The sequence below is a fragment of the Janibacter sp. Y6 genome (assembly GCF_040900765.1).
In the GTDB taxonomy this organism is placed as follows: Bacteria; Actinomycetota; Actinomycetes; order Actinomycetales; family Dermatophilaceae; genus Marihabitans; species Marihabitans melonis.
On the sequence record NZ_JAKLYZ010000002.1, the window covers coordinates 262,601 to 282,576 of the forward strand.

Consider the following 19,976-nt stretch of genomic DNA (forward strand, 5'->3'; position numbering starts at 1 on the left):
AGGGATGGCCGCCGACAGCGACCACCGGGTTTGCGGCGGGCGCGCGCCTACCGCGACCAGACGGGGTCGCCGAGCGAGGGCCGGTGGGGGTCCTCCCCCGTCGCCGCGCCGTCGTGCGCGGGGTCGAAGGGGAGCAGGGAGCGGCTCATCGACTCGCGCACCCCGACGAGGGTGCGCCCGGGCTCGCCGAGCACGTCACGGGCGTCGAGATGGCAGATCATGTCGTGCTCGAGCGAGTGCACGAGCGCCTCGACCGTCTCGGTGGGCACGTCGGTGAGGGCGCCGGCGATCGAGCCCATGAGCCCGGCGGGCATCCACGGCAGGGGCACCTGCACCCGGGTGGCCGAGACGACGTCGGCGTAGACCCGCAGCAGCTCGGGGTAGGTGAGCACGTCGGGGCCGCCGATGTCGAGGTAGCCCCGGGTCCCGGGCGACTCGAGCGCGAGCACGAGGTACTCGACCGTGTCGCTCACCGCGATCGGCTGCACCCGGGTGCCGCGCATCCACACGGGCACCGGGCGCACGAGCGGGATGCGCCGAGAGACCTGGCGCACGACCTCGAAGCTCGACGACCCCGACCCCATGACGATCGCGGCACGCAGCGTCAGGCTGCTGCCCTCGCGCGCCGTGAGCACGTCCTCGACCTCGAGCCGCGAGCGCAGGTGGTCGGAGAGGTGCTCGTCGGGGGTGCCCTGCGGCACCAGCCCGGAGAGGTAGACGAGGTGCTCGACCCCGGCGGCGTCGACCGCGGCGCGCATCGTCTGCGCGGCCTGCCGGTCGCGCGCGACGTAGTCGCGGTCGTCGAGGCCGTGGATGAGGTAGGCGACGGCGTCGACCCCGTCGACGGCGCGTCGGACCTGCCCGGCGTCGAAGACGTCCATCGGCCGCCACTCCACAGCGTCCCGCCAGGGGTACCCGGTCCGCGAGCTGCCGTCGGAGCTCGTCGCGACGACCTCGTGACCACGGGCGAGCAGGGCGGGGACGAGCCGGGAGCCGACGTACCCGCGGGCCCCCGTGACGAGGACCCTCATCGACCGCGTCCGAAGCGGCCGAGCACCGAGCGGCCGTACGACGCGACGAGCCCGGGGAGCACCGCGCGGCCGACGTCGAGCGGCTCGTCGTCCGGGCCGCCCTCCTTCGCCGAGGCCGGTCCCGCGAGGCAGTGGACGAAGCGCTCGATGAGCGGGTCGGAGGCGCGCTGGGCGATCCCGCCGCCGAGGTTGGTCGGCGCGCCACGCACGTCGAGGCTCGTCGTGAGGTCGACCCCCGTGCGGCCGCCCTCGACCTCCGAGAGCTCGAGGTCGATGACGATGTCGGCCTTGCCGAAGCCGTGACGCTCCGCCCCCTTCGCCCGGATCTGCGCGTGGCGGGCCGACTCGTCGGCCTGCGTGAGGGTGCCGTCGCCGTCGTAGGTGAGGGTGACCGGCCCGAGCTTGACCTTGAGGGCGCCGACGAAGTCGTCGCCGGTCACCTCGGTGACCTGCGCCCCGGGGAAGCAGCGCCCGACCCGGCGCAGGTCGGTGAAGGCGGCCCAGAGGTGGTCGACGCTCGCGTCGACCTCGTGGTGATGACGTAGCTGCACCCTGGCGACCTTAGCCGCGCTCAGCCGTTAGGTTCGTCGTGTGATCACCGCAGTGCACACCCTCATCTACAGCGACGACGCGGTCGCGACGCGGACCTTCTTCAAGGACGTCCTGGGCCTGCCGCACGTCACCGACGCCGGGTCCTCCGACGACCCCGCGGTCGCCGCCGGTGACCCGGCCGGCTGGTTGGTCTTCGACACCGGTCCGAGCGAGCTGGGCGTCCACCCGACGAAGGGGGAGTTCGCCGGCGAGGCCTTCACGGCGCCGCGGCACCACCAGATCAGCCTCATGGTCGACGACATCGCCGCGACGGTCGCCGAGCTGCGCGAGCGCGGCGCCGTGTGCGACGGCGAGCCGCGCGACCTCGGCTTCGGCATCGGCATCGAGGTCGACGTGCCGGGCACCGACCCCGTCCTCGTGTACGAGCCCCGCCACGCGACGGCCTACCGCCGCGCGACCGCGGCCCGCCCGACGACGAGCTGACCCGTCGAGCGGAGGGCCGGTCTGGCCGCAGGCCGAGCGCTGGGGTTGGATCGGGGCATGAGCGTCGAGCAGAGCCGTGCGTACTGGCAGGACACCTACCTCTTCACGACCCGGACCGAGGTCGTCGCGACCTCGACCGAGCCCGCGGGCATCGCGGTCCGCGAGGGCGTCGTCCACCCGAAGGGGGGCGGCCAGCCCGACGACGTCGTCACCGTCGACGGGTCCCCGGCCTCGGTGAGCAAGGACGCGCACGGCGTCGTGTGGCTGCACCCCGAGTCGGGTGTCGCGCAGGAGGGCAGCGAGGTCGACGTCGCGATCGACCCCGACGTGCGGCGGCGCCACGCCGCGCTGCACTCGGCCGGACACCTGCTCGACGCGTGCGTCACCCCCCTCGGGTACCGCAACGTCGGGCTGAGCCACACGCCCGGCCAGGCCTTCCTCCTCTACGACCTCGACGGCGGGTCGCTGCCCGAGGGCGAGGACGAGAAGGCCGCGCTCGTCGAGCGGGTGCTCGAGCGCGCCCGTGAGCACGTCGCCGCCGCGCTCGCGTACTCCGCCGAGGTCGACGACGAGGGCGTGCGGCGCGTGAGCATCGAGACCCTGCAGACCGACCCCTGCGGCGGCACCCATGTGCGCTCGACCGCCGACCTCGCCGGCATCGCGATCACCCGCGTGCGCACGAAGAAGGGCCAGCTGAAGCTCAGCTACACCGCCGAGCACGCCTGATGGCCCTCCTCGCCAGCCGGCGCCCGCTCGCCGCGGCCCCGATGGCCGGCGGCCCGACGACCGCACGGCTCTGCCTCGCGGTCGCCGCGGCGGGGGGCTTCCCCTTCGTCGCCGGCGGGTACAAGACCCCGGACGCGTTGGCCGAGGAGGTCGAGACGGTGCGAAGGGGTGGTCACCCCTTCGGCGTCAACCTCTTCGTGCCCGACCGCCGGGTCGTCGACGCCGACGCCCTCGCCCGGTACGCCGAGCGGCTGGCCCCCGACGCCGCCCGGTACGGCGTGACCCTCGACCCGACGCCGGTCGTCGACGACGACGCGTGGGACGCGAAGCTCGCGCTGCTCCTCGAGCGCCCGGTGCCCGTCGTGTCGCTCACCTTCGCCCTGCCGCCCGCGGACGAGGTCGCCGCGCTGCGGGCGGCCGGCACGACCGTGCTCGCCTCCGTGACGACGCCCGAGGAGGCCGAGCGGGCCCGCGCGACCGGTGTCGACGGGCTCGTCGTCCAGGGCCCGCGGGCCGGCGGGCACAGCGCGACCCTCGACCCCGACCGGGTCGTCGAGGACGTGCCGACCGCCGACCTCGTGCGCGCGGTGCGGGCGGCCTGCCCGCTGCCCGTCGTCGCCGCGGGCGGGGTGGACGGGCCCCGCGCCGTCGCCGCGCTGCTCGACGCCGGGGCCGAGACGGTCGCCGTCGGCACGATGCTCCTGCGTGTCGACGAGGCGGGCACGTCCGCCGTGCACCGGGCCGCGCTCGCCGACCCCCGCTTCACCCGGACCGCCCTCACCCGCGCCTTCACCGGTCGTCCGGCCCGGGCGCTGCGCAACGCCTTCGTCGAGGCCCACGACGCCGACGCGATCACCGCCTACCCCGCCGTGCACCACCTCACCCGCGCGATGCGCCAGGCCGCCGCCGCGGCCGGTGACCCCGACGGGGTGCACCTGTGGGCGGGCACCGGGTGGCGTCACGCGCCGACCGGCCCGGTCGCCGAGGTCCTCGCCGGGCTTGACCCTCACGCGACGTGAGGCGCCACGGTGGATCCATGACCACCGCACCCGGGCAGACTGCAGCCGTGGACCGGACGTGGACCGTGGGGCAGGTCGCGCGGACCTTCGGGATCTCCGTGCGGACCCTGCACCACTACGACGAGCAGGGTCTCGTCGTGCCGTCGGGGCGCACGGCCTCGGGCTACCGGCTCTACGACCACGGCGACCTCGAGCGGCTGAGCACCGTCGTCGGCTACCGCCGGCTGGGCTTCGCGCTCGAGGACGTCCGGGACCTGCTCGAGGCAGACGGCCCGGGCCGGCTGGCGCACCTGCGCCGGCAGCAGGCGGCGGTCAGGGCGAGGCTGGCGCAGACCGCCGACCTCGCCGAGGCCATCGAGCACGCACTGGAGGCAGAGATGCAGGACCGACCCGCGACCACCGACGACCTGAGGGCGATCTTCGGCGACGGCTACTCCGAGGAGTACCAGGCCGAGGCGCAGGAGCGCTGGGGCCAGACCCCGCAGTGGGAGCAGTCCCAGGCGCGCACCGCGCGCTTCACGCCCGCCGACTGGGTCGAGATCAAGGAGAGCACCGAGGCCTTCGAGGCCGAGCTCGCGCAGGCCGTCGCCGACGGCGTCGACCCCGCGTCGGACGAGGGCGTCGCCCTGGCCGACCGGCACCACGCGAGCATCGAGGTGTACTACGACTGCTCCGACGAGATGCACGCGAACCTCGCTGAGCTGTACGTGAGCGACGAGCGCTTCACGCGCCACTACGACGAGCGCCGGCCCGGCCTCGCGCAGTGGCTGCACGACGCGATCCTCGCGCGCGTCGCCCGCCGCACAGCCTGACGCCGCGCAGATCCCCCGGGCGCGAATCCCCCTTCGCCCCGGGGGATCTCGCGTCCCGCGCGACTTTCTGCGATAACCCAGCGGGGGTGCACGGGCGCTGTCTACAGTGACGAAGGCCGATCAGACCCTGGTCGGCTTCATCATCATCACGCACCGTGGGGGACAGCGTGGACAAGCTGGGCGTCGCCGTCATCGGGTCGGGGTACTGGGGGACCAACCTCGTCCGCAACTTCCGCAACCACCCGGACTGGGATCTCGTCGCCGTGTGCGACCTCGACCCGGCCCGGGCTGCCCGCGTCGTCGGGCAGCGCAGCACCATCGACCTGCTGAGCGACGTCGACGAGCTCCTCGCTCGCAGCGACGTCACGGCCGTCGCCATCGCGACGCCGGCGAGCACGCACCACGCGCTCACCCTGCGTGCGCTCGCCGCCGGCAAGCACGTGCTCGTCGAGAAGCCGATCGCCGAGTCGCTCGACCAGGCCGCGGAGATGATCGCGGCCGCCCAGGCGGCGGGCCGAGTGCTCATGGTCGACCACACCTTCTGCTACACCCCGGCGGTGCGCTACATCCGCGACGCGCTCGCGGCCGGCGACCTCGGCGACCTGCTCTACGTCGACTCGGTGCGCATCAACCTCGGGCTCGTGCAGCCCGACGTCAACGTCTTCTGGGACCTCGCCCCGCACGACCTGTCGATCCTCGACTTCGTCCTGCCCGGCGGGCTCGCCCCGGAGACGCTGAGCGCCGTCGGCACCGACCCTCTCGGCGCGGGCACCGAGTGCGTCGGCCACCTGTCGATGCCGGTCGCCCCCGAGGTCCTCGCCCACGTGCACGTCAACTGGCTCTCGCCGGTCAAGGTGCGCCAGATGATCTTCGGCGGCAGCCGGCGCACCCTCGTGTGGGACGACGTCAACCCCGCCCAGCGCATCTCGATCTACGACCGCGGGGTCGACCTGCCGACGCAGCGCGAGAACGCGAGCGACCGGCGCGCGAGCACGATCTCCTACCGCCTCGGCGACGTCGTCGTGCCCGCCCTGCCCGAGCGCGAGGCGCTCTCGAGCATGGTCGGCGAGCTCGCCGCCGCGATCCGCGAGGAGCGCGCACCCCTGACCGACGGGCACGCCGCGATGCGCGTGCTGCGGCTGCTCTCCGCCTCGGACAGCAGCCTGGCCACCGGCGCCCCCGTGCGCCTCGACGACAGCAGGAGCGCGGCATGAGCGACCTCCACGGAGCGAAGGTCCTCGTCACCGGGGGCGCGGGCACGATCGGCTCGACGATCGTCGACCAGCTCCTGGCCGAAGGGGTGGGCGACGTCGTCGTCCTCGACAACCTCGTGCGCGGCCGGCGGGGCAACCTGCGCGACGCGCTCGTCGACGACCGGGTGAGCCTCGTCGAGGGAGACATCCGCGACCGCGACCTGGTCCACGACCTCGTCACCGGCAGCGACCTCGTCTTCCACCAGGCGGCGATCCGGATCACGCAGTGCGCGGAGGAGCCGCGGCTGGCCAACGAGGTCCTCGTGGACGGCACCTTCAACGTCGTCGAGGCCGCCGCGCAGCACAAGGTCGCCAAGCTCGTCGCCGCTTCCTCGGCCTCGGTCTACGGCCTCGCCGAGCAGTTCCCGACGACGGAGCGGCACCACCACCACAACAACGACACGCTCTACGGCGCGGCGAAGTCCTACAACGAGGGCATGATCCGCAGCTTCCGCGCGATGCAGGGGCTGGACTACGTGCTCCTGCGCTACTTCAACGTCTACGGGCCGCGGATGGACATCTTCGGGCTCTACACCGAGGTGCTCATCCGCTGGATGGAGCGCATCGACGCCGGCCAGCCGCCGCTGATCTTCGGCGACGGGCAGCAGACGATGGACTTCGTCAGCACCGTCGACATCGCCCGGGCCAACGTCCTGGCGGCCCGCAGCGACGTCGTCGAGGGCGTCTACAACATCGCGAGCGCGAAGGAGACCTCGCTGCTCGAGCTCGCCCAGGCGATGCTCGCGGCGATGGACAGCGACCTGCAGGTCGAGCACGGCCCGGATCGCGCGGTCAACGGCGTCACCCGACGCCTGGCCGACATCTCCGCCGCCGAGCACGACCTCGGCTGGCGCCCGCAGATCGACCTCGTCGACGGGCTGCGCGAGCTCGTCGCGTGGTGGCGCTCCGAGCGCGTCCTGGCAGACGCGTAGCCATGGAGCGCATCAACGTCATGCGCCCCTACCTGGGGCGCGAGGAGGCCGAGGCGGCGATGGCCGCCATCGAGTCCGGCTGGGTGGCCCAGGGGCCGCGGGTCGCCGACTTCGAGCGCGCCTTCGCCGAGCTCGTCCAGGCCGAGCACGCCGTCGCGGTCTCGAGCTGCACCGCCGCCCTCCACCTCGCCCTCGTCGCCGTGGGCGTCGAGGCGGGCGACGAGGTCATCGTCCCGTCCTTCTCCTTCATCGCCACGGCGAACGCCCCGACCTACCTCGGAGCGACACCCGTCATGGTCGACGTCGACGCGAAGACCGGCAACATCACCCCCGAGACGGTCGCCCCGGCGATCACCGGGCGGACCCGGGCGATCATCGCCGTCGACCAGGGCGGGGTGCCGCTCGACCTCGCCCCCCTTCGCGCCCTCGCCGACGAGCACGGTCTCGCCCTCGTCGAGGACGCGGCGTGCGCGGCCGGCTCGACCTACGACGGCGCGCCCGTCGGGTCCGGCGCGGACGCGACGGCCTGGTCCTTCCACCCCCGCAAGCTGCTGACGACGGGCGAAGGGGGCATGGTCACCACCGACGACCCGGAGCGCGCCGCCCGCGTGCGCCGGCTGCGCGAGCACGCGATGGACGTCTCGGCCGCCGACCGTCACCAGAGCGTGCTGGCCCCGGCGGAGCAGTACCTCGAGGTCGGCTTCAACTACCGGATGACCGACATCCAGGCGGCGGTCGGGATCGTCCAGCTCGAGCGCCTGCCCGGTGTCGTCGAGCGCCGCCGCGAGCTCGTCGCGCGCTACCGCGCGGCGATCGCCGACGTGCCCGGGCTCCGGCTCGTCGAGGACCCGCCGTGGGGCACGACGAACTACCAGTCCGCGTGGGTCGAGGTCGGCGAGGGCTACCCGACCGACCGCGAGGGGCTCCTCGCCGCGCTCGCCGCGCACGGGATCTCGGCCCGTCGCGGGATCATGGCCGCCCACCGGCAGCCCGCCTACGCCCACCTCGGCCTCGACGACGCCGCCCTGCCGGTGACCGCGGCCCTCACCGACTCCACGCTCATCCTCCCGCTGTACCACCAGCTCCAGGAGAGCGACGTGGACCGGGTCGCCGCCGTGCTGCGCGACCCCGGCGCGACGCCATGACCGAGCCGGTCCTCCTCCTCGCGGCGAGCGGGCTGGCCCGCGAGACCCTCGCCGCGATCCGGGCGATCGACGAGCGCGACGGCACGAGCACCCCGGTCGGCATCCTCGACGACGACGAGGCCCGCCACGGCGAGGTCCTGCTCGGCAGCCCGGTGCTCGGGCCGACCGCGATGGCGGCCGACCTGCAGGACCGGCTGGTGCTGTGCGCCGGGCGCGGCGCTGCCCGGCGTGCGATGGCCCAGCGCCTCGACGGCCTCGGCGTCGACCCGGCCCGCTACCGCGCCGTCATCCACCCGGCGGCGTCGGTCGGCGAGGGCAGCCACGTGGCGCCCGGCGCCGTGCTGCTCGCCGAGGTCGTGCTCACCGCCGACGTGCAGGTCGGCGCGCACGTCGTCGCGATGCCGGGCGCGGTCCTCACCCACGACGACGTCGTCGAGGACTACGCGACGATCTGCGCCGGCGTCGTCCTCGGCGGGAGCGTCCGCGTGGGCGCCGCCGCCTACCTCGGCATGTGCTCGAGCGTGCGCGAAGGGGTCCGTGTCGGCCCCGACGCGGTCCTCGGCATGGGAGCGACCCTGCTGGGCGACCTGCCCCAGGGACAGACGTGGGTCGGTGTGCCGGCCCGGAGCAAGGAGTCCTGATGCATGTCCCCCTGGTCGACCTGCGCGCCGCGCAGGCCGAGATCCTCGACGAGATCCGCGGCGACGTCGACGACGTGCTCTCGAGCGCGGGCTTCGTCGGCGGGCCGCACGTCGCGGGCTTCGAGGAGGAGTACGCGCAGCTGTGCGGGACGCAGCACTGCGTCGGGGTCGCCAACGGCACCGACGCCGTCGAGATCGCGCTGCGCGCCGTGGGCGTCGGGCCCGGCGACGAGGTCGTACTGCCGGCCAACACCTTCGTCGCCACGGCCGAGGCCGTCGCACGGATCGGGGCGCGCTCGGTGCTCGTCGACGTCGACCCCGACCACCTGCTCATCGACCCCGCCCAGCTCGGGGCCGTGACGACGGAGCGCACGCGGGCGATCGCCCCCGTGCACCTCTACGGCCAGCTCGCCCCGATGGGCGCGGTCCTCGAGCACGCCGACCGGCTCGGTCTGCCCGTCGTCGAGGATGCCGCCCAGTCGCAGGGCGCGACCCAGGACGGCCGGGTCTCCGGCAGCCTCGGCCGGATGGCGGCGACCAGCTTCTACCCGGGCAAGAACCTCGGCGCCGCCGGCGACGCCGGCGCGGTGACGACGGACGACGACGACCTCGCCCGCACGGCCCGGCTCCTCGGCGCGCACGGCAGCCTGACGAAGTACGTCCACGAGGTCGTCGGCTTCAACTCGCGGCTCGACGCGATCCAGGCCGTCGTGCTGCGTGCGAAGCTGCGCCGCCTCCAGCGCTGGAACGCGTGCCGTCGCGAGGCGGCCGAGCGCTACGCGAGCCTGCTCGACGGGCTGCCCGTCACCCTGCCCGCGGTCGCCCCGGGCAACGAGCACGTCTGGCACCTCTACGTCATCCAGGTCGACGAGCGCGACCGCGTGCTCTCGGCGCTGCACGAGGCGGGGGTCGGCGCGGGGATCCACTACCCCGAGCCGGTCCACCTCACGCGGGCCTTCGCCGACCTCGGGTACGGCCGGGGCGACTTCCCGGTGACCGAGGCCGCCGCCGACCGCATCCTGTCGCTGCCGATCTACCCGCACATCACCCCCGCGCAGCAGGAGCACGTCGCGCAGTCGCTCGCCGACGCGCTCGGCGCCTGAACCGATGGGCACCCCGCCGCAGACCGAGAGCCGCGGGCTCGGGGCGCGGGCCGCGAACGCCCTGGGCTGGAGCCTGGTCAACACCGCGGCGTCACGCTTCGGCACGCTCGCGATCGGCATCGTCCTCGCGCGGGTGCTCGGCCCGCAGGAGTTCGGCACCTTCGCCGTCGCCGTCGTCGCGCTGCTCGCGATCCTCGCCTTCAACGACCTCGGCGTGAGCCTGGCGATCGTGCGGTGGGCCGACGAGCCGGCGGACATCGCCCCGACGGTGACCTCGGTGACCGTGCTGACGAGCGCGGTGCTCACCGGCCTCGTGTGGGTCGGCGCGCCGTACTACGCGACGGCGATGGGGGCGCCCGCGGCGACCGACCCCGTGCGCTGGCTCGGCATGGCGATCCTCGTCAACGGCCTCGTCGCGACCCCGGCCGCGCTCATGCAGCGCAAGATGCTGCAGAAGCAGCGGATGGTCATCGACCAGGTCAACGTCTGGCTCGGCGCCTTCACCAGCCTCGCCCTGGCGCTGACCGGCTGGGGCGCGATGAGCCTGGCGATCGGGCGCCTGGCGGGCAGCGTCGTCTCCGCCGTGATGTTCGTCGTCGCCTCGCCGCTGCCCTACCGGCTCGGCTGGGACCGCGACGTCGCGCGGCGGCTGCTCGGCTTCGGGCTGCCGCTGGCGGGGGCGAGCGTGCTCGTCTTCGTCATCGGCTACCTCGACCAGCTCGTCGTCGGCGGGGTGCTCGGCCCGGTCCAGCTCGGCCTGTACGTCCTCGCCTTCAACCTCGCGAGCTGGCCGGTCAGCCTCTTCTCGCAGCCGCTGCGCAGCGTGGCGCCGGCTCTCTTCGCCCGCGTGCGCGAGAGCCCCGAGGTCATGGCCTCGGGGGTCTCGCTCTTCGTGCGCCTGCTGCTCGGCGTCTCGGCGCCCGCGTGCCTCGTGCTCGCGGCCGCGGCGGGACCGCTCGTGGCCCTCGTCTACGGGCAGGAGTGGGCCGGCAGCGCGCCCGTGCTCGCCTGGCTCGCGGTCTTCGCGCTCGTGCGCATCCTCGCCGAGCTCTGCTACGACCTGCTCGTCGTCATCGGCTCGACCCAGCTGCTGCTGCTCGCTCAGCTGCTGTGGGTGCTCGCCCTCGCGGTCGGCGCGTACGTCGCCGCGCAGAGCGGGCGGGTGTGGGCCGTGGCGGTCGCCCAGCTCGTCGTCGGCCTCGTCGTCGTGCTGCCGCTCTACCTGTGGCAGCTGCACCGCGTCGACCTGCCGGTGCGGGCGCTCGGCGGTCAGGTGGCCCCGGTCGTCGGGGCGAGCGTCGTGGGCGCGGGGGTCGTCGTGGTGGGGGCGACGACGCTGCCCTCGGTGGCCGCCCTCGGCCTGGCGGGCGTCGTCGGGCTCGTCCTGCTCGCCGTGCGACGTCGCGAGCTGGTCTCCGACTGGCAGCGGCTGCGCTCCCTCACCGCCTGACCGGTCCCCCTTCGCCCGGTTCGAAGAAGGAGCGTCACCTCGAGGTGACGCTCCTTCTTCGACTCAGGCGACCCGACGCGGGTCTCGGTACGGCGCGCTCGGCCGGACCCGCTCACGCACGAGGAGCAGCACGAAGAGGGTGTTCGTCACGAGGTAGCGCCGCCACATGCGGCGCGGCTCCTGCAGCAGCCGGTAGGCCCACTCGAGGCCCGCGCGCTGCATCCAGCCCGGGGCGCGACGGGTGCGTCCGGACACGACGTCGAAGGAGCCGCCGACGCCGTGCAGGACGGGCACGGCGAGCACGTCGCGGTGGGCGTCGACGAAGGTCTCCTTGCGCGGCGAGGGCATGGCGACGAAGAGCAGGTCGGCGCGCGCGCGCCCGATCTCGCGGGCGACCTCGTCGTCCTGCTCCGGCGCGAAGTAGCCGTCGTGCGAGCCCGCGAGGACCGCCCCCGGGTAGCGCGTCGCGAGCACCTGCTCGACCCCGGCGAGGACCTCCGCCGTCGCGCCGAGCAGGTAGACCCGCAGCCTGCGCTCGGAGGCGACCTCGAGCAGGCTGGTGAAGAGGTCGATGCCGGCCACCCGCTCGGGCAGCGGGCGGCCCAGGGCCCGGCTCGCCCACACGACGGCCTGGCCGTCGGCGACGAGGAGGTCGCAGCCGAGGAGCGACTCGCGCAGCCGCGCGTCGCGACGCATGCTCACGACCTTCGCCGCGTTGAGCACCCCGATCTCGAGCACCTCGCGGCGCTCGACTGCCGCGACGCACCGGGCGACCACCTGCTCGGAGGTCAGGGCCGCGACGGGCAGGCCGAAGAGGTCGACCTCGTGGTCCGAGACCGGGCCAGCGACGGGGCCGGTCACGACCGGCCCCACGCGTAGAGCAGCCACCCCAGCTCGTAGGGGCGGCACTCGTGGTCGACCGCGCCCGGGGGCAGCAGGGCGTCGAGGCCGGGCACCTGGGTGCCGGGGCGAAGGGAGGTCACGGCCGCCCCGATGGCACGCGCGGCCTTCGGCGGCTCGGTCCGGCCGACCTTGCGCCAGATCATGCTGTGGCGCGGGCTCACGAGGTCCTCGAGCGACTCCGGGTGATGCTCGAGCCAGGCCACCCCGGCCTCGGCCTCCGCGCTGCGGTCCGGTCCCCCGGCCTCGCGCAGGTCGCGCAGCGTCATCGGGCCCATCGCGTGCTGGTGGACGCTGTAGACGGGGAAGCGCTCGACGACCTCGGCGCCGCGCGAGTCGTAGTGCCACCACCACTGGCCGGCGCTGCCCTGGAGCCGGCACAGGACGTCGACGGTCCGGGTGGCCCGGCTCAGCGCGTCGGCGTCGTCGCGGGCGCGCGAGAGGCGGGCGAGGGCGATCGCCGGGTAGACCTGGTCGGCGAAGGAGCCGACGTGCGCCCGCAGCGTCCCCGATGCGGGGAGCAGGTGCGGGTAGAGGCCGCCGGGCCCCTGCGCGGGCAGCAGCCGGGCCAGGGCGGCGTCGCGGACCTCGTGCAGCCCCGCCGACCCCTGGGGCACGCTCGTCGTGGCGGTGAGCGCCCACGAGGTGGCGACGGTCGCCACCGACGGCGCGCCCAGCTGGGTGAGCATGCGGCTGGTGAGGACGGGGTCCTCCTCGCCGCAGATCTCGCCGAGGCACCAGGCCGCGAGCGCGATCTCGCCGAGCTCGGCCGACCCCTTCGCCCGCTCGACGACGGTGCGCACGTACGCCGTGACGCCGCCCTCGCCGACGACCGACCGGGCCGCCTCGTCCCCGGCGCGCGACAGGCCGAGCGCGACCATGCCGTCGTAGCGCAGGTTCTCGCCCTCGGGCCGCAGCCGGACGCCGTCGGGCGTGCGCACCAGGCGCATCGTCTGCGGCACCCGACCGGTGCGCGCGTCGTACATCGTGCGCAGGCCCCTCAGTGCCAGGTCCTGCAGGTCCTCGTGGCCCGTCATGGGCGTCCTTCCCCCCGGTGGTCGTCAGCGGACCCACCACGGCGGTCGGTCAGACCCGACCCCCTGGCGCCGCGGTGATCATGATGACACCGGGGTAGGTGGCGCCGTCCCGGTTTCGCGCAGATCGGCGCAGGCGCTCGACGCTCACGCAGGCGAGCACGCTGAGCGTGGCACCGACGAGCACGACGCCGACGGCGCCGACCTTCGGCCGGCCCGCCGCGGCCTGCACCGTGTACTCGAGGGTGGAGTCGCTGAAGCCGACCCGCGGTGAACCGCTGACGAGCAGGTCGCGCTGCAGCGTCGTCAGCTCGCCGCGCAGGCGGCGGACCAGCTCGTCCATCTGCACGTGCACCGACGCCTCGTCCGGGCCGGCGGCCTCGAGGACGACGATCGGCTCGGTGAAGTTGTGCGCCCACTGACCGCCGCGGTCGGGCAGGAAGACGACCGTGCCGTGGGTGATCCCGCGGTCGATGATCGTCACGTCCGGGGAGTTCGTCGGCACGGCGTCGACCTCGGCGTTCATCCGGCGTTCGAGGAGACCGGCGAGGGGGATCGCGCTCTCACCGGGCTGCACGAGCCAGTTGCGGCTGCCGCCCTGCGCGACGAGCACCGCCCGCACCCGGGCCCAGTAGACCGGCTCCTCGTGGGTGACGGCGAGCGCGGCCCACCCCGTTGCAAGCAGCCCGACGAGGAGGACGACGAGCTGGCGGCGCACGGCCCTGGCCACGTCCCACACGCTCACGGCGATCCCCCTTCGTCACGGTCCACCCGCTGCGATCGCTGCGAAACCCCCACGGCGCGAGGCGATCTGTTCCTAATATGGCACGGACGAGGTGTGGGCGAAGGGGAGTCGGGCCACACCGGAGAGAGGTGGGGACGTGCAGCTGCGCGACGTCGTGTCGGCCGGGCGCCGACGGTGGTGGGTGGTGGTCATCGGGGTGCTCTGCGCGCTCGGTGCGGGGTACGGCGCGTACGCGACGACGCCACCGACCTACGAGGCCACGGCCACGGTCCTGCTCCTGCCACCGCGGGCCACCGTCGAGGAGGGCGACAACCCTCTGCTCCAGCTCGGCGGTCTCAACGAGGCGGTCGACGTGCTCGTCCTCGAGCTGTCCGGGCAGGACGTGCGTCGGCGGGTCGAGGAGCTGCAGCCGGACGCCTCCTACGAGGTGGTCAACGAGCCGAGCACGAGCAGCCCGGTGCTGCTCCTCACGGTGCGCGACGTCACCAGCCAGGGCGCCCTGCAGATCCGCGACGAGCTGCTCGCGACGGCGCCCAAGAGCCTGTCGGCCCTGCAGTCGAAGATCACGAGCGGCTCGGACCAGCAGATCACCAGTCGGGTGGTCAGCTCCGACAAGGTCGCCGAGTCTGTCGGTCGTGACCGTGTGCGCTCCGCCCTCATCGCGCTCGTCGGCGTCGGGGTGCTCACCCTCATCGCGCTGTCCATGATCGACAGCGCGCTGCGACGTCGCGCGGAGCGCCGTCTGACCGGCCCGGGTCGTCGCGGCCGGGGCAGGACATCCCCGCCGTCCGGGGTGGTCCTCCCTCCGCCGGTCCAGGGGCATGCGCCAGGTGGCCACGACGGGAAGCTGTCGCCGCCGCCCCCCGTGCACGACGACGTGCCCTCGCCCGAGACGTCCCGGCCCGAGACGGCCCGGCCCGAGACGCCCCCGCTGCAGAGCAGCCCTGATGCGCCGAAGGCCACCAGTGCTCTGCGGGACCGGAGGGTCCCCCAGCCGTGATGCCGCGGTACGGGGGCTCCGGTCTCGGGGTCGTCGGCGACGGCGTCACCGTGCTCACGGTGTGCGTCGTCGCGACCCTGGCGATCCCCTCGCAGTTCGTCGTCCCCGGTCTCGGCGGGGTCGGCACCCCTGCCACGGTGCTGTGGCTCGGTTGCGGGCTGTGGTGGGCGTGGGAGCGGGTGCACCGCGTCCGCAGCGAGCTGTCGACGCCGCTCGTGGGCGCGCTCGTCGTCTTCCTCGGCGTCGCGGTCATCTCCTTCTCGACGGCGATCGCGCGACCGGCCGCAACGGCCGAGATCGGCGTCGCGACGATGACCCTCATGCTCTACGTGGCGTGGAGCGGGGCGCTCCTGCTCACGCATGACGCGATCTGGGACCCGGGCCGGCTCGTCGTGCTCACCCGGCGGGTTGCGGCGGCGGGCGGGGGCGTCGCCCTGCTCGGCATCGTCCAGTTCGCCACGGGGCGGTCCTGGGTCGACGAGCTGCAGATCCCCGGGCTCGTCACCATCCGGGCCATCTCGGAGGGCTACGTCCGTGACGGCTTCACCCGGCCGGCGGGCACGTCGATCCACCCCATCGAGTACGGGGCGGTCCTCGGGATGCTCCTGCCGCTCGCCCTGAGCAGCGCGATGGCCGCCCGGGACCCCGACGACGAGACCAGCACCCTGGGCCGCTGGTGGCCCGCGCTGGCCATCGCCACCGCGATCGGGGTCTCGAGCACCCGGTCGGCCCTCATCGGCCTGCTCGTCGCGCTCGTCGTGCTCTTCCCCACCTGGGACCGCGTGCAGCGGCTGTGGGTGGGTCTCGCCCTCGTGCTCGGCAGCGCGGTCGTCTTCGTCACCGTGCCGGGCATGGTGGGCACGACGCTCGGCCTCTTCACGGGGCTCGACGGCGACACCAGCCTGCAGTCCCGTGTCGACGGCTACGCCGTCGCCGCCGACTACCTCTCGCGGGACACGCTCCTCGGGCGTGGTCCGGGCACCTTCTTGCCGAGATTCCGGATCTTCGACAACCAGTACCTGCTGTCGTCGGTCGAGATCGGCGTCGTCGGGCTCGGCGCGCTCCTCCTCGTCGCCCTGACCGCGATCGGGTGCGCCCTCGCCGCCTACCTGCGCACGACTGATCCCCAGGTGCGGCCGGTCGTCGCCGGCATCGGGGCGGGGGTCGTCGTCGGGACGATCCTGCTCGCCTTCTTCGACGGCTTCAGCTTCCCCATGATGCCGAGCGTGTGGTTCCTCCTCATGGGCATGGCCGGCGCGTCGTTGCGCTCGAGCCGCATCCAGCGCTCGGCGGGCCGGCCCGGCGAGGAGGCGCCGGTGCCGGCGCGCTCGTGGCGCCGGCTCCTGCCCACCCGCTAGAGGGGACCGGCTCAGCCGGCTCCCGCCGCGCTGCGACCAGACGCGCTGCGCAGGATCGCGACGAGGTCGGGCAGCGCTGCGGGGTCGGGCAGGACGAGGCCGCCCAGCTCCTCCACGCCGAACCAGCGGATCTCGTCGTGCTCGTCCGGTGCGGCGTTGACCGGCTCGCCCGACCAGGTGGTGACGACGAAGGCATGCATCTCGACGGCCGGGTCGGCGAGGGTCAGCCGTACCGGCCGAGGGTCCTCGACGAGGACGCGGATCTCTTCGAGGCACTCGCGACGCACGGCGTCCTGCGGGGTCTCCCTCGGCTCCACGTGACCCCCGACGAGGTCCCAGCAGTCCGGGTAGTAGCGGCGACCCGGGTGGCGGTGCCCGAGCAGGATCGCGCCGTCGCGCACGAGCGCCGCGGCGGCGACACGGTGCACCTCGAGGTCAGCGCGGTCGGCGCTCAGAGCAGCTCGCCGGTGTCGTCCCAGAAGTTGCCCGACGACTCGTTGCCCGGCAGGTCCAGGTCGAGGTGGGCGATGACCCCGAGCGAACCCCCCTTCGGGTAGTACAGGCGGGCGACCCGGTTGTCGAGGAAGCGGATCTTCGACGTCGGGCCGAAGGTCCCGTCACCGCCGTAGAAGATGTATCCGCCGCCGGCGAGCAGGTTGTCCTGCACGAGGTCGTCGGACTGCGTCCCGAAGTCCTGGTAGAGGGCGACGACCGAGGTCTGCGGGTGCTCGTTGAGGATCGTGTTGCGCCGCACCGTGAGGCCCCCGCCGCCCATGGACGCGACGCCGTTGACGTGGCTGAGTCCCGGCACCATCGCGAGGTCGTGGATGTAGCTGTCCTCGACGACGCCCCCTCCGGTGGACACACCGATGCTGCAGCCCTGCATGTCGACGCGGCGCACGGTCGGCTCACCGTCGCCGATGTTGAGCACGCACGCGAGGTCCTGCTCGGACCCCGCAGGGGTGCGCAGCTCGGAGTCCTCGATGACGAGCCGTTCTGCGCCGGGCCGCATGACGACGACCCAGTCCGACGCCCCGGCACCGCGGCCGCCGGTGACCCGCACGTCGCGGATCGTCACGTCAGCGGCGCTGACGCTGATCTCGCCGGTGATGTCGAGGCCCTCGACCACCTGGCCGTCCTCGTCGGCCATGACCGACCCGGACTTCTTCAAGGTCACCCCGTCGCTCACCCCGGTCGTCGTCTCGTCGGGGTACCCGCACCGGCTGGGCGCGTCGACGCAGTCCGTCTCCGTGGGCCCGGCGACGGCGGCCGAGGCACCTGGAGACTGGGTCGTCGGGGAGGTCGAGGGACCCAGGCCCCCACGGACGGACAGGGCGAGGGCAGCCGCGACTGCCACCCCTCCCAGGGCGAAGGTCGTGCGTCGACGTCTCATGACGTCCCCTTGTCTGCGCGGTCGAGCTCGACGAGCAGCGCCCGGGCACGGCTGGCCCAGTCGTGGCCCGCGACACTGCGGCGGATCTCGTCCGGTCCGGTCCCCGCGTGCGCGAGCTCGGCCGCGCGCAGGGCCAGGCCCGGCGCGTCGTGCGCCGGGAGGACGAAGGGGGACCCCACGGGGTCGGTGGCGACGGCGGTCGTCGCGACGGGCAGACCCGCCGCGAGGTACTCGAGGGTCTTCAGTGGCGAGCAGCTGCGGTTGAAGGCGGTGTCGGTGTAGGGGCTGAGCCCGACATGGGAGGCGGCGAGGTAGCCCGCGAGCTCCTCGCTCGGCACGCGTCCGGTCCAGCGCACGCCGGGAGAGGCGACGAGCCGCTCGAATCGAGCCCGGGCGGCGGGTGTCGCGAAGACCGCCGGCCCCACGACGAGCAGGCCCAGACCGAGGTCACGCACCTGCTCCAGGCACGCGAGGTCGATGCGCTCGTTGAGCTGGCCGACGACGGCGGCGACCGGCTGGGGCAGGTCCAGCTCGACGGACGCGGCGGACGTCGACGTCGGTGCCCCGGCGTGGCCGTTGGGCAGGACGACGGGTGACACGCCGTCGCGGCGCAGGAGCCGCGCGAGGTGCTCGGAGACGGCGAGGACCCGGCCGGCGCAGCGCAGGTTCGACTCACGCCACTCGTGGAGCAGCCGCGGCGAGATGCCCCACAGGTCGGCAGCGGCGACGACGTCGTCCGTGGCGTAGTAGACGCTCGGCAGGTCGCGGTGCCGGCGCAGCACCGGCTCGGTGCACGAGGCGAGGACCACCTGGGGCACGACGCCCAGCTCGCGCAGCGCCCGCTGCACCGACCGTCCCGACCAGGTGAGCGCGAGCCCCCGAAGCACCGGGCGCGTCACGCCGGGGAGCACCGGGGTCGTCACGCGGGTCAGACCGGGGCGTGGGTGCTCGACCCTGGCCCGCAGGCTGCCGGGCCGCCACGGCCGACCGCTCGGCTCCGGCGGGTCCACCCACAGGACGTCGCGGTCCCCCGCGACGCGTTCCGCGAGGCGCCGGTCGGTGCCCTGGACCGCGTCCCAGGCCACGCCGGCGTACCAGAGCACGGGGTCACGACGACCGCACTCCGCGTCGCCGGGCATCCGCCGTCCGGCCGCGCGGCCGGCGACCGGCGCCGCGTTGAAGTCGTCGGTCGAGCCCCGCCGCAGCAGTCGCGCGGACTTGCGGGCGACCTTGTAGCGGGCCAGCTGGCCGGCGGCGCGAGCCGAGTCGGTGAGATGCCGGGTCCGCGCGGGAGCCGAGGTGAGCGCCTCCTCGTAGATCCGCAGCTGGTCGCGGGCGGCCGCCTCGACCGAGCAGCGCTCGACGAGCCGGCGGCCGAGGGCGGCGCGGCGCTCGCGCAGCGCCGGGTCGCGCAGCAGCGGCACGAGCGCCTCGCGCAGGGCGGCGACGCCGAGCTCGGGGTCGGCCCCCGTCCCGTACCAGCCCTGCCAGGAGAAGACGTCGGCCGTCTCCTCGCTGAGCGGCAGGAAGAAGCCGGACTCGCCCTGGACGACGAGGGGCTTGGCGAAGGCGAGCGCCCGCAGCGCCGACCCGCCCATGCCGATGCAGACGTCGGCCGCAGCGTACGCCGGGCGCGGGTCGCGCAGCTCGCCCGCGAGCACGACGACGCGGCGCTCGGCCCGGCGGTTGGCGGCCTCGGCCCTCACGGCGACACGGTCACGGGCCGGGCCGTCGCCGACGACGAGGAGGTCGAAGGCGTCGTCGGTCGCCGCGAGATCGGCGGCGAGGGTCGTCGCGTGGAGCAGCCCCTCGAGCTTGAGCTGGTCGGCGAGCCGGCTGACGACGACGACGAGCGGGCGGTCGCCGGTCAGGCCGTGCCGGGCGCGCAGGGCGGCGACCGCCTCGTGACCCGGGTGCACGTTGTGCGCGAGGTCGACGGGCGGCTCGATGACGTGCACCCGGTCACGACCGCGGGCGCGCTCGGTCGCCGCGATCTGCTCGGTGCCGACGACGAGGTGCACGTCGTGCGGGACGAAGGGGGCGACCGCCATCGACATCACCGTCGAGACGACCGGGGGCCGGCCGCGCAGACCGCCGGCGGCAACGAGCTCGAGGGTCGGGGGCCACTCGTACCCGTGGAGGAGGTCCAGCCCGCGCTCGTCGACCAGCCGGCTCACGCTCGCCGCGACCCGCACGGACGGACGGCGGCCCGGGTCGGGCGTCTCGAGGAAGTCCAGGCCGAGCTCCTCGATCCGCTCGACGAGGGCGCCGGTGCGCCCGACGACGAGCGGCTCGACACCGGCCGGGCGCATCGCGGCCGCGATCTCGATGGCGTTGAGCTGGCTCCCGCCGATGGCGAGGTCGTGCGGGTAGACGAGTACGCGCATCGCGCCCCCTTC

The 19,976-nt window shown here is 74.3% G+C and carries 20 protein-coding genes; 12 read left to right on the plus strand and 8 right to left on the minus strand.

Going from position 1 to position 19,976, the window contains the following annotated elements:
• Positions 1–47: 47 nt before the first annotated feature.
• Entirely contained in the window at positions 48–1,031 is a 984-nt protein-coding gene (locus L6241_RS06180; RefSeq protein ID WP_229299807.1) for an NAD(P)H-binding protein, read from the minus strand.
• Positions 1,028–1,582, minus strand: a complete 555-nt coding sequence (locus L6241_RS06185) for a CoxG family protein (RefSeq protein ID WP_163562432.1) — start codon at positions 1,580–1,582, stop codon at positions 1,028–1,030. Before L6241_RS06185 ends, L6241_RS06180 begins: the two co-directional genes overlap by 4 nt.
• Positions 1,583–1,622: 40 nt before the next feature.
• On the opposite strand from L6241_RS06185, the gene L6241_RS06190 reads away from it, so the two are divergent.
• The 10 genes from L6241_RS06190 (at position 1,623) to L6241_RS06235 (ending at position 11,147) form a co-directional block, all read left to right on the plus strand.
• A complete protein-coding gene (locus L6241_RS06190) occupies positions 1,623–2,066 on the plus strand; it encodes a VOC family protein (RefSeq protein ID WP_368245400.1) in 444 nt (147 codons plus the stop codon).
• Between the two features lie 57 nt (positions 2,067–2,123).
• Complete coding sequence (locus L6241_RS06195) at positions 2,124–2,792, plus strand: hypothetical protein (RefSeq protein WP_368245401.1); 669 nt, start codon at positions 2,124–2,126, stop codon at positions 2,790–2,792.
• Entirely contained in the window at positions 2,792–3,811 is a 1,020-nt protein-coding gene (locus L6241_RS06200; protein WP_368245402.1) for an NAD(P)H-dependent flavin oxidoreductase, read from the plus strand. Before L6241_RS06195 ends, L6241_RS06200 begins: the two co-directional genes overlap by 1 nt.
• Before the next feature lie 17 nt (positions 3,812–3,828).
• Positions 3,829–4,623, plus strand: coding sequence for a MerR family transcriptional regulator (locus L6241_RS06205; protein WP_368245403.1), 795 nt, complete (start codon positions 3,829–3,831; stop codon positions 4,621–4,623).
• A gap of 167 nt (positions 4,624–4,790) precedes the next feature.
• Complete coding sequence (locus L6241_RS06210; RefSeq protein WP_191680416.1) at positions 4,791–5,837, plus strand: Gfo/Idh/MocA family protein; 1,047 nt, start codon at positions 4,791–4,793, stop codon at positions 5,835–5,837.
• A complete protein-coding gene (locus tag L6241_RS06215) occupies positions 5,834–6,808 on the plus strand; it encodes an NAD-dependent epimerase/dehydratase family protein (protein ID WP_368245404.1) in 975 nt (324 codons plus the stop codon). Before L6241_RS06210 ends, L6241_RS06215 begins: the two co-directional genes overlap by 4 nt.
• A gap of 2 nt (positions 6,809–6,810) precedes the next feature.
• A complete protein-coding gene (locus L6241_RS06220) occupies positions 6,811–7,953 on the plus strand; it encodes a DegT/DnrJ/EryC1/StrS family aminotransferase (RefSeq protein WP_368245405.1) in 1,143 nt (380 codons plus the stop codon).
• Positions 7,950–8,594 carry an acetyltransferase gene (locus L6241_RS06225; RefSeq protein WP_191680418.1) on the plus strand — a complete coding sequence of 215 codons (645 nt, stop codon included), beginning with the start codon at positions 7,950–7,952 and terminating at the stop codon, positions 8,592–8,594. Before L6241_RS06220 ends, L6241_RS06225 begins: the two co-directional genes overlap by 4 nt.
• Positions 8,594–9,697: a DegT/DnrJ/EryC1/StrS family aminotransferase gene (locus L6241_RS06230; RefSeq protein WP_191680419.1), complete on the plus strand. Its 1,104-nt coding sequence runs from the start codon at positions 8,594–8,596 to the stop codon at positions 9,695–9,697. Before L6241_RS06225 ends, L6241_RS06230 begins: the two co-directional genes overlap by 1 nt.
• 4 nt (positions 9,698–9,701) lie before the next feature.
• Positions 9,702–11,147 carry an oligosaccharide flippase family protein gene (locus tag L6241_RS06235; RefSeq protein ID WP_368245406.1) on the plus strand — a complete coding sequence of 482 codons (1,446 nt, stop codon included), beginning with the start codon at positions 9,702–9,704 and terminating at the stop codon, positions 11,145–11,147.
• Between the two features lie 63 nt (positions 11,148–11,210).
• Here the strand turns inward: L6241_RS06235 and L6241_RS06240 are convergent, their stop codons facing one another.
• Genes L6241_RS06240 through L6241_RS06250 form a run of 3 tightly spaced genes read right to left on the minus strand, consistent with a single transcriptional unit; the run spans position 11,211 to position 13,826 of the window.
• Positions 11,211–12,008: a WecB/TagA/CpsF family glycosyltransferase gene (locus L6241_RS06240; protein WP_368245407.1), complete on the minus strand. Its 798-nt coding sequence runs from the start codon at positions 12,006–12,008 to the stop codon at positions 11,211–11,213.
• Positions 12,005–13,084, minus strand: a complete 1,080-nt coding sequence (locus L6241_RS06245; protein ID WP_191563616.1) for a hypothetical protein — start codon at positions 13,082–13,084, stop codon at positions 12,005–12,007. Before L6241_RS06245 ends, L6241_RS06240 begins: the two co-directional genes overlap by 4 nt.
• 49 nt (positions 13,085–13,133) lie before the next feature.
• Positions 13,134–13,826, minus strand: a complete 693-nt coding sequence (locus L6241_RS06250; protein ID WP_368245408.1) for a hypothetical protein — start codon at positions 13,824–13,826, stop codon at positions 13,134–13,136.
• A gap of 136 nt (positions 13,827–13,962) precedes the next feature.
• Here L6241_RS06250 and L6241_RS06255 point away from each other — a divergent pair, with 136 nt between their 5' ends.
• On the plus strand, positions 13,963–14,826 hold the full coding sequence (locus L6241_RS06255; protein ID WP_368245409.1) for a hypothetical protein: 864 nt from the start codon (positions 13,963–13,965) through the stop codon (positions 14,824–14,826).
• Positions 14,826–16,184 (plus strand): O-antigen ligase family protein, encoded by a 1,359-nt coding sequence (locus L6241_RS06260; RefSeq protein WP_368245604.1) that lies wholly within the window; start codon positions 14,826–14,828, stop codon positions 16,182–16,184. Before L6241_RS06255 ends, L6241_RS06260 begins: the two co-directional genes overlap by 1 nt.
• An 11-nt stretch (positions 16,185–16,195) precedes the next feature.
• Here the strand turns inward: L6241_RS06260 and L6241_RS06265 are convergent, their stop codons facing one another.
• The 3 genes from L6241_RS06265 to L6241_RS06275 are packed head-to-tail and all read right to left on the minus strand — an operon-like array spanning position 16,196 to position 19,964.
• Positions 16,196–16,612 carry an NUDIX domain-containing protein gene (locus L6241_RS06265; RefSeq protein ID WP_368245410.1) on the minus strand — a complete coding sequence of 139 codons (417 nt, stop codon included), beginning with the start codon at positions 16,610–16,612 and terminating at the stop codon, positions 16,196–16,198.
• Between the two features lie 23 nt (positions 16,613–16,635).
• On the minus strand, positions 16,636–17,577 hold the full coding sequence (locus tag L6241_RS06270) for a hypothetical protein (protein ID WP_368245411.1): 942 nt from the start codon (positions 17,575–17,577) through the stop codon (positions 16,636–16,638).
• Positions 17,574–19,964: a glycosyltransferase gene (locus L6241_RS06275; RefSeq protein ID WP_368245412.1), complete on the minus strand. Its 2,391-nt coding sequence runs from the start codon at positions 19,962–19,964 to the stop codon at positions 17,574–17,576. The genes L6241_RS06270 and L6241_RS06275 overlap by 4 nt, the downstream gene beginning before the upstream one ends.
• Positions 19,965–19,976 lie beyond the last annotated feature (12 nt).

Bases quoted from the DNA above. Each gene is read 5' to 3' on its own strand.
- L6241_RS06180 (WP_229299807.1), bottom strand. From the start codon at position 1,031: ATGAGGGTCCTCGTCACGGGGGCCCGCGGGTACGTCGGCTCCCGGCTC.
- L6241_RS06195 (WP_368245401.1), top strand. From the start codon at position 2,124: ATGAGCGTCGAGCAGAGCCGTGCGTACTGGCAGGACACCTACCTCTTC.
- L6241_RS06200 (WP_368245402.1), top strand. From the start codon at position 2,792: ATGGCCCTCCTCGCCAGCCGGCGCCCGCTCGCCGCGGCCCCGATGGCC.
- L6241_RS06205 (WP_368245403.1), top strand. From the start codon at position 3,829: ATGACCACCGCACCCGGGCAGACTGCAGCCGTGGACCGGACGTGGACC.
- L6241_RS06215 (WP_368245404.1), top strand. From the start codon at position 5,834: ATGAGCGACCTCCACGGAGCGAAGGTCCTCGTCACCGGGGGCGCGGGC.
- L6241_RS06220 (WP_368245405.1), top strand. From the start codon at position 6,811: ATGGAGCGCATCAACGTCATGCGCCCCTACCTGGGGCGCGAGGAGGCC.
- L6241_RS06225 (WP_191680418.1), top strand. From the start codon at position 7,950: ATGACCGAGCCGGTCCTCCTCCTCGCGGCGAGCGGGCTGGCCCGCGAG.
- L6241_RS06230 (WP_191680419.1), top strand. From the start codon at position 8,594: ATGCATGTCCCCCTGGTCGACCTGCGCGCCGCGCAGGCCGAGATCCTC.
- L6241_RS06235 (WP_368245406.1), top strand. From the start codon at position 9,702: ATGGGCACCCCGCCGCAGACCGAGAGCCGCGGGCTCGGGGCGCGGGCC.
- L6241_RS06245 (WP_191563616.1), bottom strand. From the start codon at position 13,084: ATGACGGGCCACGAGGACCTGCAGGACCTGGCACTGAGGGGCCTGCGC.
- L6241_RS06260 (WP_368245604.1), top strand. From the start codon at position 14,826: ATGCCGCGGTACGGGGGCTCCGGTCTCGGGGTCGTCGGCGACGGCGTC.
- L6241_RS06270 (WP_368245411.1), bottom strand. From the start codon at position 17,577: ATGAGACGTCGACGCACGACCTTCGCCCTGGGAGGGGTGGCAGTCGCG.
- L6241_RS06275 (WP_368245412.1), bottom strand. From the start codon at position 19,964: ATGCGCGTACTCGTCTACCCGCACGACCTCGCCATCGGCGGGAGCCAG.